This is a genomic window from Oryzibacter oryziterrae (assembly GCF_021864535.1).
GTDB classification, from domain to species: Bacteria; Pseudomonadota; Alphaproteobacteria; order Rhizobiales; family Pleomorphomonadaceae; genus Pleomorphomonas; species Pleomorphomonas oryziterrae.
The window spans coordinates 143,864-157,132 of record NZ_JAKJIC010000001.1; the positions used below are offsets into that span (position 1 = coordinate 143,864).

The window sequence follows — 13,269 nt, forward strand, 5'->3', positions numbered from 1 at the left end:
GCCGCTCAAGCCTCTGGAACCGGGGCGCTTGGGTGAGACGGAGCCTGGAAGAGAGGGGCGGACAGTTCGGGGCGGAGATGCGCGGGGGAGATGTGGAGGCGTCAGGCCTCCACTGGCTCGCAGCGAATGCCGGCCTCGCGGAACATGTCGCGGCCGGCCTCGAACTCGGCCTCGGGCATGGAGGTGGTGCCGTCGCCATGCAGCACGCGGGCGATGCCGGCCTGGATCAGCGTGCGGGCGCAAGCGGCGCAGGGGGCGTGGGTGACGAAGACCGTGCAGCCCTTGGTGCGGATGCCCTCGCGGGCGGCAAAGGCGATCAGGTTGGCTTCGGCGTGGCTGGCGAAGAGATACTTGGCCGGGCGAACGAAGCGCTCGGGGATATCTGCGACGCCGCGCGGCGGGCCATTATAGGCGGTGAGGCGCACTTCGCCCTCGGGGCCGACGAGCACGGCGCCGACCTTGGTGCTGTCCTTGGACTTGCTGGCGGCGTGGCGGGCGAAGCCCATGAGATAGGTGGTCCACGAGAGGCTGCGCTCGTCGGTGGCGTCGGTCATCTTCGGGTCTCTGTGCCGGGGGAGGCCCCCGCGTTGGTGAAGGGGCGCCATGGACGGCGCCGGGTGCGTGTCGGCCATCAGGTCCGGGGCTGGCGCCTGGATTGTCCGGCTTCTGGGGTCGAGCATGTGCCGTTGTTCTGTACGGTTGGGATGGGCGAGGTCAAGGCCTTTGATGACCGCGCCATGGACCACCTTTCGAAGGGGATGCGGCAAGTGCCCCCTTTGCGGGGCGGCACCGTTCAGGCCTAGGCCTTTGGGGGCACCGTCTTCAGGTGTTGAAGACGGTGCGCACCGGAGAGCGGAAGGCTGTGCCCCCGCGCTTTACGGGTGACTGTCTGCCGACTTGGCCCAGTCGGGCCTGAGCCGCGCCATGGCGAAGACGTCGGCATATGCGCCGTTGCGAAAGGCGAAGGCGCGGTGCAGGCCTTCGCGCTCGAAGCCGAAGCGCTCGTAGAGGCGAATGGCCGGCGTGTTGTCGGTGAAGACGGTGAGTTCCAGCCTGACGATGTCGAGCCAATGGTCGGCGGCGTCGACGAGGGCGGCGAGGAGCGCGCTGCCGACGCCCTGGCCGACGTGGTCGTCATGCACGCCCATGCCGATGCCGGCGGTGTGGCGGCGGCGGCCTTGGTGACGGTCGATGCCGGCATTGCCGATCACTTCGCCCCTCAGCTCTGCGACGATATGCAGGCCGTCGGCAGGCAGGGCGTCGAGCCATTTGCGTGTGACGTCAATGCGCTGGAAGGGCTGGCGCAGGGTGCCGGCTCGGTAGCCCGGCAGGTTGGCGAGACGGGTGATGGCCTCGGCATCGTCGGGGCGGACGGCGCGCAGGATCAGCTCAGCTGCGGCCGGAGGCTTATGGGGTGGGCAAGGGGAGGCGTCGTTCATCTTGGGCTCTCGGTTGGTTGGGGGGAGAGCCGTGGAGCATGCTGCCGTCCTGCTCTCGCCCCGGTCGGGGTGGGCAGGACAGTCAGGGATCAGAGCAATGCCCTTCGTCCGCCCCGTGACCGGTGCGTCGATACGAGCATGAGGGTTGCGCCTGCGTGTGCCATGGAGCGAGTGTGCCCCAGTCTGTCGGGCGGTGCAAGCCGTGGGATCAGGCGATGCGGGCGAGGATGGCTTCGCGCTCGCGTTTGCTGGCGGCGATGCGGTTCCGGGCGGCGGCGAGGACTGCGGCGGAGGCTTGGCCCGCCTGCTGACCGCACCGGCCTCCGGTGGTGAGGACGTTTTGCGCTGGCGGGCGGCGAGGGGTGCCGCCGAGCATTATGGGTGGCTGCTTGTCGATTTGACCCAGTCGGGCCTGAGCCGGGCCATGGAAAGCGCGTCGACATAGCGGCCGTTGCGATAGGTGTCTGCGCGATGCAGGCCTTCGTGCTCGAAGCCGAATCGCTTGTAGAGGCTGAGGGCAGGCTGGTTGTCGGGGTATACTGTAAGTTCGAGCCGGACGATGTCGAGCCAGTTGTCGGCCGCCTCGATCAACGCGGCGAGGAGTGCGGTGCCGATGCCGCGACCGACATATGCATCATCGACGCCCATGCCGATGGAGGCAACATGGCGGCGGCGACCGCCGTGACGATCGAGAACGGCATTGCCGACAATGGTGCCGTCGAGCTCGGCGACCACATGCAGATTGTCGGGCGGGAGGTTTTCGAGCCTGCTTCGTGTCCTCTCCACGGGTTGGAAAGGCTGGCGCAACGTGCCGGCCAGGTATCCTGGCAGATTGGAAATGCGGGTGATCGCTGCGGCATCATCGGGGCTGGCAGCGCGCAGGACCAAGTTGCCGACGACCGGCAGTCTCTCGACTATGGGCGGGGTAGGACTCATGTTCAGACTCTTCTTGAAAGGAAGAGCCGTGGGCTTAAGCTGCCGTCCTGCTCTCCCTGGGCTTCAGGTGGGCAGGACAGGCAGGGATTACCGCAATGCCGCTCGTCCGCCCGGAAACCGGTGCGTCGATCGGAGCATGAGGGTCACTTTAGCCTGTGCCATGGCGAGAGTGTGCCTCAAGGTAGCGGTGAGCGCAACCATCCAATCAGGCGATGCGGGCCAGGATGGCTTCGCGCTCGCCTTTGCTGGCGGCGATGCGGTTCCGGGCGGCGGCGAGGACTGCGGCGGAGGCCGTGTCCGGTGTGCCGGCGTTGAAGGGCGGGGCGGGCGCATATTCCAGCGCAAGCTGGATGGTTTCAGCGGCTTGCTGACCAATGAGGTCGGCGGCCAGCGTCAGGGCGAAATCGATGCCGGAGGTGATGCCGCCGGCAGTGATCAGATTGCCGTCGCGCACCACGCGGCCAGCGGTGGGGATGGCACCGAAGCGGGATAGGAATTCGACCGCATTCCAGTGGCTTGTGGCGCGCTTGCCCTTGAGGAGGCCGGCGGCGCCGAGCACCAGCGAGCCGGTGCAGACGGAGGTGACGTAGCGGGCGCCGGCAGCCTGATGGCGGATGAAATCGAGGGTCTCTTCGTCTTCGAGCAACGCGTTGACGCCGGCACCGCCGGGGATGCAGAGCACATCGAGCGGCGGGCAATCCGCGTAACCCATGGTGGCCTCGAGGGTGAGGCCGGTGGCGGTGGGGATACGTCCGGGCTGCTTCCAGATGAGATGCACGCGGCTGTCGGGCAGCATGGAGAAGACTTCATAGGGGCCGGTGAGGTCGAGCTGCTGCAGGTTGGGGAAGGCGAGGAGGCCGATTTCGAGGGGCATTGCGTTTGATCTCCAATGGACAGAATGCAGCCTAGCGGCTAGCGTTGTGGCGTAGTGGCCAATCTCCCCTCGTTTCCCGCCAACACCCTGATCATGCAGCGTCACATCGAAATCCTGGCTTTTCCCAACGTGCAGATCCTGGACGTGACGGGCCCCATGCAGGTGTTTTCCACAGCCAACGACATGGCGGCGGCCAAGGGGCAGGCGCCGCATTATCTCATCGAGGTGGTGGGGGAAGCTGCGGAGACGCGGGCATCGTCGGGGCTGTCCTTTGCCAGCCGGGTGCTGCCGGATCTGGCGAGCCCGCTCGACACGCTGATCGTGGCCGGCGGCCGTGGCGTCAACGCCGCCGCGGAGCGGCGCACGCTGGTGGATTGGGTTCGGGCCCGCGCAAAGCGCGCCCGTCGCGTCGCCTCGGTATGCAGCGGCGCCTTCCTGTTGGCGGAAGCCGGTCTCCTGGATGGGCGCCGCGCGGTGACGCACTGGAGCCGTATCCACGAGTTTTCCACAAGGTTCCCACAGGTTTTCCTCGAAGCGGACCCGATCTTCATCCGCGAGGGCAAGGTGTGGACCTCGGCCGGCGTGACGGCGGGCATCGACCTGGCGCTGGCCCTGGTGGAGGAAGACCTCGGCCACGCCGTGGCGCTGGCCGTGGCGCGGGTACTCGTGGTGTTCCTCAAGCGGCCGGGCGGCCAGTCGCAATATAGTGCGACGCTGGCGCTGCAGGCGGGCGACGGTCGCTTCGACGCGCTGCACGCCTGGATCAACGACAATCTCAAGGGCGATCTGACGCTCGCCAGGCTCGCCGCCGAGGCCGGCATGAGCGAACGCAGTTTCTCGCGCCACTATCGCGCCGCCACCGGCAAGACCCCCGTGCGGGCCGTGGAGGATCTGCGCACCGAGGCGGCGCGGCGTCTGCTCGAACAGGGCTATTCGGTGGGCGAAGTGGCGCGACGGGCGGGCTTCGGCTCGGACGAGACCATGCGTCGGGCGTTCGTCAAGCTGGTGGGCGTGGCGCCGCAGGCCTATCGGGAACGGTTTTGCCGGGTGTAGGGGCGTCGCAAAGGGGCAAGGCAGTGGTTTCCCCGCGCCTTGCCCGGGGCTTACGCCCCGAAGGCGCGACGCGGTTCATGTCTTGCCGCAGTCAAGCTCCTTGCAGGATGATCCGGCGTCAAATCTTGCCAAGCCACGCCCCAGACGAGCGAGGAAGCGACCGAGCCGGATCATGGCCTTGAAGGGTAATGCAATCGGTGACAGCAACGCGTAAAGTTCGTCACCGTTGTTCTCCTTGTAAAAGCGGTCCTCGGCACCCGGTCGATTGCGCTCCTGCTTTGTGAGTGCGTGGTCGGTGTGGTGATTGGCGGGATAGACAAACATGGCGATGCTCCGTCAGGACGTTGGCATCCCTTGTTTTATGCATCACATTTGCGTTTACATAGGGCGATAAATGAGCTTTATCGTTCAGTTATGAAAGACATTTCCTGGGACCTCTATCAGCATTTTCTGGCCGTCGCGCGTCATGGCGGGCTCGCGGGGGCTGCTGAAGCCATGTCGGTCAGCTCTGCCACGATGGGGCGGAAAATCCTGGAGTTGGAGACACTTGCCGGCGAAGTCTATTTCTTGCGCTCGCAAGCCGGCTATGAGCTGAATGCCAGGGGACAGGCCTTGCTGACTGCGCTGCTGGAGATGGAAGGCGCGGCGCGCAAGGTGGCGGCCACCCATGGCGCTTCGACAAGCTTCAGCCGGATCCGCATCACGGCAGGAACGTGGAACACGCTGTTCATGACCGATCATATCGGCCTGATCTGCACCGAGACCGACCCGTTTCTGATCGATTTCAACGTGACCGAAGAGAGAGCGCGTCTTGCCCATCGCGAGGCCGATCTTGGCATCCGGGCCGTGCAGCCGGACGAACCCAATCTCGCGGCACAGAAACTGCCCGATGTGTGCTATGGCATCTATCGCGCCCGCAATGCCCGCGTGCCGGAAAGCCGATGGGTGGCCATTTCGGAGGAGCAGGCTGTTTCAGCCTATCTGCGCTGGCCGCATCACAACCGGAAGGCCAGCATTGCCCTCACCGCCAGCCGGCCGACGACCATGCGCGACCTGATTGTTTCAGGCGCAGGCTATGGCGTGCTGCCCTGCATTTGCGGGGAGCGTGAAGCGGGGCTGGAATCGGTCGATCTCGTGCCGGAGCTTGGTCACGAACAATGGCTGGTGATGAACCAGGATGACCGCCACCGGCCAGACATCCGCACCGTCATTACGAGGATCGTCAAGCTGTTCAAGCGGCATGCGGACATCGTAAGCGGGGGGCGGGGGTGAGGAAAGCGATGGGCATCCGATGTTTTCCGGCTGCCTCTTGAGACGCTGACGGCAATGAGCTTAGATGGACTGGTCAGGTCGCCGGCAGAGGGATTCTGGCGCGCTCCACTGTCTGCTTGCAAGGCATGGGCAGCTTGGTGGCGGCACCCTTTCGATACCTCTCATCAAGAACACCGTTGATGTCGCTGGACAGCACAATCTTCATTTATCTCTCCGGGGACTCCTATCCCTCCGACAGGTACATCGAGGCAGCCTTGGGTGAGCGCTTCAGGTCGGCCGGTGCCAGGTTTCTCGAACAACACGACGTCTGCGGTCAGGAGACGAAGTTTGAACCGCGCAAGACCGCGCTGCTCTCCACCCTCGCGTCCCTGGAAGGTGGACGGGTCGTGGCCATCGGGCGCTCATCCGGAGGTCGCATCCTGTCGTTGGCGGCCGCGGAAGGGGCGCCGATCGAGGCGGTCATTGCCCTCGGCTATCCGTTTCGCCATCCCAAACGCGACGAGGAGCCGGAGCGCACGCTGCATCTGGCAACCACTGTGGTGCCGACCCTGATCCTTCAAGGCGCTAACGATCCCTATGGGACCAAGGAGGGCGCGGAAGGCCGCTATCGTCTTTCCAGCGCGGTCCGCATCGTGGAACTGCCGACCAATCACGAGTTTCGTTGCAAGCCGGAACTCTGGGATGAGATTGCGCGGATGATCACCGAGTTCGTGGAGGCTGTCGAGCGTGCGAAGTCAGCTGGCGGCGATGGTTCGGAGGGGGCCTCGGGATGGGGACGCGTCAAGCGGCTTGTCGGTTGGGTGAGAGGTCTGGGGTGGCGCCATGGGGCCTGAGGCGAGGCAGGGGCTGGAGGATTGACGAGGGGGAGGCGGTCAAGGACGTTGGCCTGCTCCGACCCGACAGTGGCCTGGGAGACGGCTCCGGGGGGCTGGCGCTTGGCCGCAAAACCTCATCTCGGATGCATATGGAACTGGTGTCCTGATCTGGAACCGGCGCAATTCGGCGCGGTGACTTTGACTTGCAAAGTTTGAAGAATCGATCATATGATCGATTTATGGAAAAGAGCACTTCACTCCAGCATTACGTGCGGGGGCCGCATCGCCGCGGCGAAATCGCCAAGGCGGCGCGGACGCTGATTGTCGAAAAGGGTTATGCCGCCCTGCGGACGCGCGACGTTGCAGAGCGCGTGGGAATCAGCCTCTCGACGATGCATTTTCATGTGGCGACCAAGAGCGACCTCGTCGCCCTGGTCGCGGAAACGACCATGGACGCTTTCCTCAGTCTGCTGCCGCCCGCGCCCAGCCCGGACATGCCGGCGCAGAAGCAGCTCAGAACGGAAGTGCAGGCCTATTACGACAGCTTGCTGGAACATGGCGAACTGGCTGCCTGCTATGTCCAACTGACCCAGGCCGCCAGCGATGAACCTCGCATTCGCCCAATGCTGGAGGCGTTTGAGCAGGGGTGGAGCCAGCGGTTTGCCGACATTCTCCACATTGGTCGGGAGCAAGGCGTGTTCCGCGCCAACGTTTCGCCGCTGCCTGCGGCGCTTGTGATCACCGGTGCGCTCACCGCCTTCGGCACGCGCGGCCCCGGCAAACTGGAGATGTTCTGGCCCGTTTTCGATGAGATCGAACGCGGTCTCTTGGCCATCGATCCAAAGGGGAAAGACACATGAAGTTCTCTGATCTTGCCGAGAGGCAAATCCTGAAGGCGCAAATGGAGGGGCAGTTCGACAATCTCAAAGGCGCGGGAAAGCCCCTTGATCTGGACGAGAGTGCGGGCAGCGCTGATGCCGTCGGCTTTCGCATCATGGCCGAGGCAGGGGTCGTGCCGCGCGAAGTGGCGTTGCTCAAGGCCGTCGAGCAACAAACGGCTGTCTGGAGGGACGCGGTTGGCGAAGACGAGCGCAAGCGGGAGGCCAGGAAGCTTGCCGAACTCCAGCTGCGGCTCGATATCGAACAGGAAGCGCGCCGACGCTTTGGTCGCGTCTAGCACTACAGTTGCAATATTTGTGATGCCGGTCTGCAAGAGGCAATTTTCTGCGCTTCGGTGCTCACGTACTCAAATGTACGCTCCGCTCCGATGCTCGAAAATCACCCCTTTCGCCACGGACTGACAAATCTGCAACTGTAGTGCTAGGCAGGAACGGCTGAATTTGCGCAAAGGTGGCCAGGCCGTCCTTGCTTGTGCTCCGCCCGGACATAGCCGGTTGCCTGTGCCGACAATCCACTATAGTATCCATTCAACGCAATATAATGGACCAAGTGGAGCCATCCGATGCAGATCCGCGCCGCCGTTTCCGGCGATATGGCCGCTATCGCCGATATCTATAATCATGCTGTCACCCATACCACCGCGATCTGGAACGAGCAGACGGTGGATGCGGCCAATCGGGCTGCCTGGCATGCGGAGCGGGTCCGGCTTGGCTATCCGGTGCTGGTTGCGGTGGATGCGTCGGGGGCGGTGCTGGGCTATGCGTCGTTCGGGGATTGGCGGGCGTTCGATGGCTATCGGCACACGGTGGAGCATTCTGTTTATGTGCGCCATGACGCGCGCGGGCGTGGGACTGGCGAGGCGTTGATGCGCGCGCTGATCGCCGAAGCGCGGTCGCTCGGCAAGCATGTGATGGTGGCGGGGATCGAGGCGGGGAACGTGGTCTCCATTCGCTTGCACGAGAAGCTTGGCTTCACACGCGTCGGCCTGCTGCCACAGGTCGGGACCAAGTTTGGCACGTGGCTCGATCTTGCCTTTCTGCAGTTGCTGCTGGATGAGCGGGCGTCGCCGGAGGCTGTTGGCGAGACTTGAGGGGTGCGTCAGCCCAGTCGCCCCAGGAGGCCGGAGGCGAGGTGGTCGGCGACGTGCCGGATGCGGCGGTTGTGGCGCAGGTCCTCGTGCATGACCAGCCAGAGGGGCATTTTGGGCAAGGCGACCTCGGGGAGAAGGCGGAGAACCTCCGGGTCGCGGTCGGCGATGGGGACCTGGGCGAAGCCGATGCCGGCACCGGCGCGCAGCAGTTCCCACAGGAGCGGGTGATCGTCGCTGCGCAGCGGGAACCAGTCACGGGTGACGGTGTGGCCCATGGCGGCGAAGCCGCGGATGAGATCTTCCTGCCGATCGAAGCCGATGACATCGTGGTGGAGGAGATCGTCGAGCTTGGCCGGGGCGCCGCGCCGGGCGATGTAGCTTCTGGCGGCGTAGATGCCCAGGGGGATATCGGTGATCTTGCGGCGCACCAGCTGGTTCTGGGTGGGGTCGACCATGCGGAGGGCGATGTCGGCGTCGCGGCGCAGGAGGTTCTGCGTGACGTCGGTGGCGTCGATCTCGATGGCAATGTCCGGCTGGTCATGGCGCAGGGCGGCGATGACGGGCGGCAGGAGATGAAGTGCGACCATGCGGCTGGCGGTGATGCGCACCGGGCCGGTGAGACGTTCGTCCTGGCCGGCGACCTTGCGGGCGAGAGCCTCGGCAGCGTCGCCCATGCGGCGGGCATCGTCGATGAGGGGCAGGGCAGCAGGCGTGGGCTCGAGCCCGCGCGGCTGGCGGCGGAAGAGCGGGAAGCCGAGCGCCTGTTCCAGCTCGCGAATGTGCCGACCGACGGTCGGCTGGGTGCTGCCGAGCCGTTCGGCCGCCACCGAAAGGGATCCGGCGTCGACGACGGCGAGGAAGGAGCGGAGAAGAGACCAGTCGAGCATGGGTGTCCTATACGAATATGCATAGATACTATCAGAACTTCAGGAATATTCATGCGAATTCGTATTTCGTAGAGTAGCGTCATCACAAGGAGGCGGCGCCGATCGGAAGCCGTCTGATTTCAAGGAGATGACAGATGGCGGGTCGGATTCTGGTGCTGGGCGCACTTGGCGGGGTTGGTGGCGCGGTTGCCCGCGCCTTTCATGAGGCGGGTTGGCAGGTGTCCGGTCTGGTCCGTCCGGGCCGGGGCGGCGAGCTGCCGTCCTTCTGTCGGGCGGTGGAGGCGGATGTGTTCGACGCGGCCGCGGTGGTGGCTGCGTCCAGCCCGCAGGACGTGGTGTTCAACGGGCTGAACGTGCCCTATCACCGCTGGCGGGAGATGGCGATGCCGATCCAGCGCGCGGCGCTGGAGGTCATGGCCCGGCTGGGTGCGCTGCATCTCTTCCCGGGCAATGTCTATAACTTCGGTGCGGGCATGCCGGAGCGACTGACGACGGACGTGGTGTTCCGGCCGACCAGCGAGAAGGGCCGCATCCGCGTGGAGATGGAGGCGATGTTCGCCGCGGCGGCGCGGGATGGTCGGCTCAGGACCGTGGTGTTGCGCGCGGGGGATTTCTTCGGACCCGGCGCCGAGCGCAGCTGGGTGGGGCAGCTCGTGGCGGCCAAGCTGAAGGCTGGCATTCTGCAGGCGCCGGGCGCGGCGGAGACGGTGCACGCCTATGCCTATCTGCCGGATCTGGCGCGCGCCTTTGTGGCGCTGGCGGATGCGCGGGAGCGGCTGACGCCGCCGTTCGAAGTGTTCCACTTCGAGGGGCACAACGTGTCCTTCCGCGACATGACGCAGGCGGCAGAACGGCAGCTCGGACGATCGGTGAAGGTGCGGCGGTTCCCGCGCCTGCTGATGACGCTGGCGGGCTTGTTCAACACCCAGATCCGGGCGGCCGGCGAGATGATGTATCTGTGGGACGTGCCGCACGCCCTGGTGGACCGGCGAATGGGCGAGCTGATCGGCACCCTGCCGAAGACGGAGCTCGGCGTCGCGCTGCTCGCCTGATCCCGATCAGCCGAGGTCGGCCTTGATGGCGGCGAAGACGGCGTGGAACATCTCGGGGGTGAGCACGCCGGTATTCGTGTTGTAGCGTGAGCAATGGTAGCTGTCATAGAGGCGGACGCCGGGCAGGGCGGCGATGTCGTGCACGGCGCCGTGCTCGAACTTGTGCCGGACCAGCGGTGTCGCCAGCGTGCGCAGGATCTGGTCATGGGCGATCTTGCCGAGGGCAACGATGGCGCGCAGGTTGCGGAAGCCCTTGAGCGTGGCCGCGAAATAGGGGCGGCAGGCGTGGATTTCCTCGGTCGTCGGCTTGTTTTCCGGCGGCACGCAACGGACGGCGTTGGTGATGGCGGCGTCGATGAGCTGAAGGCCATCCTTCGGATCGGCGCGGTAGGTGCCCTTGGCGAAGCCGTAGGTCAGCAGCGTCTCGTAGAGAAGATCGCCGGCATAGTCGCCCGTGAAGGGGCGACCAGTGCGGTTGGCGCCGCGCAGGCCCGGGGCGAGGCCGACGATCATCAGGCGCGCGTCCGGATGACCGAAAGTGGGGACGGGGGCGTTGTGCCAGTCGGGCTCAAGGGCGCGGTGGTGCTGGCGAAAGGCCATGAGACGGGGGCACAGCGGGCAATCGCGCGATGGTTCGGTGGGAGCGTTGGTCATGCGCCTTGTTGGCACGGACGCGCCCTTTGATCAACCGGTTCCGGCGGGCGACAACTTCAACAATCGCGGCAATACCGGAGGACTTTCCGATCAGGTGGAACCACCCGATCGACAAGAAAACGCTCCAGATTCAAAAGTTTGAACAGCCGCTTTTCGATCAGGCTGTTTCAACATGATCGGCGGGTGCTCCAGATCAAGCCCGGATTGCGGCGGTCAAGACGGGGCATGGATCGGCTACCCCTGAGGCAGGGGCAAACCCGGGGCCGGCGGATGAGGCCGCTGTGGTCCCGGGCCTGGCAGTCAATCTTCTTCGTTGTGCGGGCGCTCGGCGCGGACCGGACGCTCGTTCGGATCGCGACCGATCCGATTGGCCAGATTGGCCAGATCGATGAAGTGGTCAGCCTGACGGCGCAGTTCGTCGGCGACCATGGCCGGCTGCGTCTGAAGGGTGGACACCACCGAGACCTTGCGGCCCTTGCGCTGAATGGCTTCGACCAGGGAGCGGAAGTCGCCGTCGCCCGAGAACAGGACGAGATGATCCACGTGCTCGGCCAGTTCCATGGCGTCAACGGCCAGTTCGATATCCATGGAGCCCTTCACCTTGCGGCGACCGGTGGAATCAAAGAATTCCTTCGTCGGCTTGGTGACGACCTTGTATCCATTGTAATCGAGCCAATCGATCAGCGGACGGATGGACGAGTATTCCTGATCTTCTGCCAGAGCAGTGTAGTAAAGCGCTCTGAGCAGATATCCCTTCGCGCTGAACTCCTTCAGCAGACGACGGTAATCGATGTCAAAGCCAAGTGCCTTGGCTGTGGCGTAAAGGTTGGCTCCATCGATGAAAAGGGCGATTTTTTCGCGTTCGTCAAACATTACCTATTCATACCTCATAATATGCTCGGCTTTTTTGTTTTATTTTATTGGCCTAGCCGCCGACGCCAGGTCCGCTTTTCGTATTGTTAAATGAAATGCCGCATTTTCATGGCTTGGGGATATACCAACGGCGATTTCCAATCGGCCTATAGCAACTTTTTTGCCTCATACCAAGTTATTTTGGATGTCATCAAAATATTGCCCACGGCTTTATGTTGCTTACTGCCAAAGCGCTCGGATGGCTGAAATCAGCCTCCATATTGCCCGTAGAGGGGACGTTTGGCAAGACATTGATTCAAGAGGAATTATGCCGGGAATTTTGCAAGGAAAAATAGGGCTGGGCATCGATATTTTTCACTAGATTTTCAGCTATGGAAACAATCGGATACACTCGGCACTCTCAAGGTTGATCACGATTATTTCTCTAGCGGTGACGTACCTGATTACTTTTCGTGATCGCTTGTTGATCTCTCAATGCATGCAAATTGATATTGCGAGCCTATCTCAAAGACTTAAGTCGGCTCCAACGCGATTCATCCATTTGATAGGCGAACTATTTTCGCTTGGTGCGGGTTGATGATGGTAGCGTGAGGCGTGGGGAGTTGCTTGCGAGAGCAGGTGCCTGCTTCAATGAACATGCTGGATCGATGCTTCTCGCTGCCACTTGCATGTCGGTTGGGTTTGGCCGGGCGTGTAATTTGTTCGGTGAAGGCGAGGGTAGATCTTCGCATTCATGGTGCCGTTGGCTGCAGCGACCGGCGGCTTGACAGGTAAATCTCGACTTGCCTTCGCTTCGGTGTCGTTCTAAGGAAGAACCCAGAGATTGGTTCCCATGTGGTTTGCGAACTGGTGGGAATCGAGAATCGGTGCACTGCCTGCGCTTCACGGATTGGCTCATGCCTCTGCCGAAGAAGCGCTGTCTGTGTTGTCGATGAAGCAGGAGTTGGACAATGGCCCGCGTCACGGTCGAAGATTGCATTGACAAGGTCGACAATCGGTTTGAACTGGTTCTTCTGGCGAGCCATCGCGCCCGGATGATTTCCTCGGGCTCGCCGCTCACAGTCGACCGCGACAACGACAAGAACCCTGTCGTTGCTCTGCGCGAGATCGCCGATACCACCATTTCGACGCAGGACCTGAAGGAAGACCTCATTCACTCGCTGCAGAAGTATGTGGAAGTGGATGAGCCCGAGCAGGAGCCGGTTGCCGGCCTGATCGGCTCGTCGGCCGAAGCGCGCGATGATGACGAGATCGTCTTCGACCAGATGTCGGAAGAGGATCTGCTGCGCGGCCTCGAGAGCATGGTGCCGCCTGAGAAGGTTGAGGATATCTGATCCTTGCTGGGCCCTGCCCATTGATCGACGCGTCGCCTGACCAAGGCGGCGCGTTTTCTTTTGCGGGCAGGACGCAGACGCAAAAGCCCC

Annotated in this window: 17 protein-coding genes; 9 read left to right on the plus strand and 8 right to left on the minus strand. The window is 63.5% G+C overall.

The genetic code is table 11. From position 1 onward, the window contains the following. Positions 1-101: 101 nt before the first annotated feature. The 4 genes from L2I41_RS00640 to L2I41_RS00655 all read right to left on the minus strand — a co-directional run bounded on the left by L2I41_RS00640 (position 102) and on the right by L2I41_RS00655 (position 3,249). Positions 102-554, minus strand: coding sequence for a deoxycytidylate deaminase (locus L2I41_RS00640; protein WP_237151564.1), 453 nt, complete (start codon positions 552-554; stop codon positions 102-104). A gap of 321 nt (positions 555-875) precedes the next feature. Then, positions 876-1,439 (minus strand): GNAT family N-acetyltransferase, encoded by a 564-nt coding sequence (locus L2I41_RS00645; RefSeq protein ID WP_237151565.1) that lies wholly within the window; start codon positions 1,437-1,439, stop codon positions 876-878. Between the two features lie 375 nt (positions 1,440-1,814). Beyond that, positions 1,815-2,375: a GNAT family N-acetyltransferase gene (locus L2I41_RS00650; protein ID WP_237151566.1), complete on the minus strand. Its 561-nt coding sequence runs from the start codon at positions 2,373-2,375 to the stop codon at positions 1,815-1,817. Positions 2,376-2,580: 205 nt separating this feature from the next. Further along, positions 2,581-3,249 (minus strand): DJ-1/PfpI family protein, encoded by a 669-nt coding sequence (locus tag L2I41_RS00655; protein WP_237151567.1) that lies wholly within the window; start codon positions 3,247-3,249, stop codon positions 2,581-2,583. A gap of 93 nt (positions 3,250-3,342) precedes the next feature. Between L2I41_RS00655 and L2I41_RS00660 the strand changes: the two genes are divergently transcribed. After that, a complete protein-coding gene (locus tag L2I41_RS00660; RefSeq protein WP_237151902.1) occupies positions 3,343-4,302 on the plus strand; it encodes a GlxA family transcriptional regulator in 960 nt (319 codons plus the stop codon). A 75-nt stretch (positions 4,303-4,377) separates the two neighbouring features. On the opposite strand, the gene L2I41_RS00665 is transcribed toward L2I41_RS00660, so the two are convergent. Continuing rightward, positions 4,378-4,626, minus strand: a complete 249-nt coding sequence (locus tag L2I41_RS00665; protein WP_237151568.1) for a hypothetical protein — start codon at positions 4,624-4,626, stop codon at positions 4,378-4,380. A 30-nt stretch (positions 4,627-4,656) separates the two neighbouring features. On the opposite strand from L2I41_RS00665, the gene L2I41_RS00670 reads away from it, so the two are divergent. The 5 genes from L2I41_RS00670 to L2I41_RS00690 all read left to right on the plus strand — a co-directional run bounded on the left by L2I41_RS00670 (position 4,657) and on the right by L2I41_RS00690 (position 8,379). Then, complete coding sequence (locus L2I41_RS00670; protein ID WP_237151569.1) at positions 4,657-5,574, plus strand: LysR family transcriptional regulator; 918 nt, start codon at positions 4,657-4,659, stop codon at positions 5,572-5,574. Positions 5,575-5,753: 179 nt separating this feature from the next. Next, complete coding sequence (locus L2I41_RS00675; RefSeq protein WP_237151570.1) at positions 5,754-6,407, plus strand: alpha/beta family hydrolase; 654 nt, start codon at positions 5,754-5,756, stop codon at positions 6,405-6,407. 221 nt (positions 6,408-6,628) lie between these two features. Beyond that, positions 6,629-7,249 (plus strand): TetR/AcrR family transcriptional regulator, encoded by a 621-nt coding sequence (locus L2I41_RS00680; protein ID WP_237151571.1) that lies wholly within the window; start codon positions 6,629-6,631, stop codon positions 7,247-7,249. Then, on the plus strand, positions 7,246-7,566 hold the full coding sequence (locus tag L2I41_RS00685; protein ID WP_237151572.1) for a DnaJ family domain-containing protein: 321 nt from the start codon (positions 7,246-7,248) through the stop codon (positions 7,564-7,566). Before L2I41_RS00680 ends, L2I41_RS00685 begins: the two co-directional genes overlap by 4 nt. A gap of 285 nt (positions 7,567-7,851) precedes the next feature. Then, positions 7,852-8,379 carry a GNAT family N-acetyltransferase gene (locus L2I41_RS00690; RefSeq protein ID WP_237151573.1) on the plus strand — a complete coding sequence of 176 codons (528 nt, stop codon included), beginning with the start codon at positions 7,852-7,854 and terminating at the stop codon, positions 8,377-8,379. Positions 8,380-8,387: 8 nt separating this feature from the next. Here L2I41_RS00690 and L2I41_RS00695 read toward each other — a convergent pair whose 3' ends face one another. After that, on the minus strand, positions 8,388-9,266 hold the full coding sequence (locus tag L2I41_RS00695; protein WP_237151574.1) for a LysR family transcriptional regulator: 879 nt from the start codon (positions 9,264-9,266) through the stop codon (positions 8,388-8,390). Between the two features lie 134 nt (positions 9,267-9,400). On the opposite strand from L2I41_RS00695, the gene L2I41_RS00700 reads away from it, so the two are divergent. Continuing rightward, positions 9,401-10,318, plus strand: coding sequence for an NAD-dependent epimerase/dehydratase family protein (locus L2I41_RS00700; protein ID WP_237151575.1), 918 nt, complete (start codon positions 9,401-9,403; stop codon positions 10,316-10,318). Between the two features lie 6 nt (positions 10,319-10,324). Here L2I41_RS00700 and L2I41_RS00705 read toward each other — a convergent pair whose 3' ends face one another. After that, positions 10,325-10,972, minus strand: a complete 648-nt coding sequence (locus L2I41_RS00705) for a uracil-DNA glycosylase (RefSeq protein ID WP_237151576.1) — start codon at positions 10,970-10,972, stop codon at positions 10,325-10,327. On the opposite strand from L2I41_RS00705, the gene L2I41_RS00710 reads away from it, so the two are divergent. Next, complete coding sequence (locus L2I41_RS00710) at positions 10,971-11,114, plus strand: hypothetical protein (protein WP_237151577.1); 144 nt, start codon at positions 10,971-10,973, stop codon at positions 11,112-11,114. The genes L2I41_RS00705 and L2I41_RS00710 overlap by 2 nt on opposite strands. A 158-nt stretch (positions 11,115-11,272) precedes the next feature. On the opposite strand, the gene L2I41_RS00715 is transcribed toward L2I41_RS00710, so the two are convergent. Beyond that, positions 11,273-11,845, minus strand: coding sequence for a LabA-like NYN domain-containing protein (locus tag L2I41_RS00715; protein WP_237151578.1), 573 nt, complete (start codon positions 11,843-11,845; stop codon positions 11,273-11,275). Between the two features lie 950 nt (positions 11,846-12,795). On the opposite strand from L2I41_RS00715, the gene rpoZ reads away from it, so the two are divergent. Then, entirely contained in the window at positions 12,796-13,179 is a 384-nt protein-coding gene (gene rpoZ, locus L2I41_RS00720) for a DNA-directed RNA polymerase subunit omega (protein ID WP_237151579.1), read from the plus strand. Positions 13,180-13,269 lie beyond the last annotated feature (90 nt).

Bases quoted from the DNA above. Each gene is read 5' to 3' on its own strand.
- L2I41_RS00640 (WP_237151564.1), bottom strand. From the start codon at position 554: ATGACCGACGCCACCGACGAGCGCAGCCTCTCGTGGACCACCTATCTC.
- L2I41_RS00645 (WP_237151565.1), bottom strand. From the start codon at position 1,439: ATGAACGACGCCTCCCCTTGCCCACCCCATAAGCCTCCGGCCGCAGCT.
- L2I41_RS00650 (WP_237151566.1), bottom strand. From the start codon at position 2,375: ATGAGTCCTACCCCGCCCATAGTCGAGAGACTGCCGGTCGTCGGCAAC.
- L2I41_RS00655 (WP_237151567.1), bottom strand. From the start codon at position 3,249: ATGCCCCTCGAAATCGGCCTCCTCGCCTTCCCCAACCTGCAGCAGCTC.
- L2I41_RS00660 (WP_237151902.1), top strand. From the start codon at position 3,343: ATGCAGCGTCACATCGAAATCCTGGCTTTTCCCAACGTGCAGATCCTG.
- L2I41_RS00665 (WP_237151568.1), bottom strand. From the start codon at position 4,626: ATGTTTGTCTATCCCGCCAATCACCACACCGACCACGCACTCACAAAG.
- L2I41_RS00675 (WP_237151570.1), top strand. From the start codon at position 5,754: ATGTCGCTGGACAGCACAATCTTCATTTATCTCTCCGGGGACTCCTAT.
- L2I41_RS00680 (WP_237151571.1), top strand. From the start codon at position 6,629: ATGGAAAAGAGCACTTCACTCCAGCATTACGTGCGGGGGCCGCATCGC.
- L2I41_RS00685 (WP_237151572.1), top strand. From the start codon at position 7,246: ATGAAGTTCTCTGATCTTGCCGAGAGGCAAATCCTGAAGGCGCAAATG.
- L2I41_RS00690 (WP_237151573.1), top strand. From the start codon at position 7,852: ATGCAGATCCGCGCCGCCGTTTCCGGCGATATGGCCGCTATCGCCGAT.
- L2I41_RS00695 (WP_237151574.1), bottom strand. From the start codon at position 9,266: ATGCTCGACTGGTCTCTTCTCCGCTCCTTCCTCGCCGTCGTCGACGCC.
- L2I41_RS00700 (WP_237151575.1), top strand. From the start codon at position 9,401: ATGGCGGGTCGGATTCTGGTGCTGGGCGCACTTGGCGGGGTTGGTGGC.
- L2I41_RS00710 (WP_237151577.1), top strand. From the start codon at position 10,971: ATGCGCCTTGTTGGCACGGACGCGCCCTTTGATCAACCGGTTCCGGCG.
- L2I41_RS00705 (WP_237151576.1), bottom strand. From the start codon at position 10,972: ATGACCAACGCTCCCACCGAACCATCGCGCGATTGCCCGCTGTGCCCC.
- L2I41_RS00715 (WP_237151578.1), bottom strand. From the start codon at position 11,845: ATGTTTGACGAACGCGAAAAAATCGCCCTTTTCATCGATGGAGCCAAC.
- rpoZ (WP_237151579.1), top strand. From the start codon at position 12,796: ATGGCCCGCGTCACGGTCGAAGATTGCATTGACAAGGTCGACAATCGG.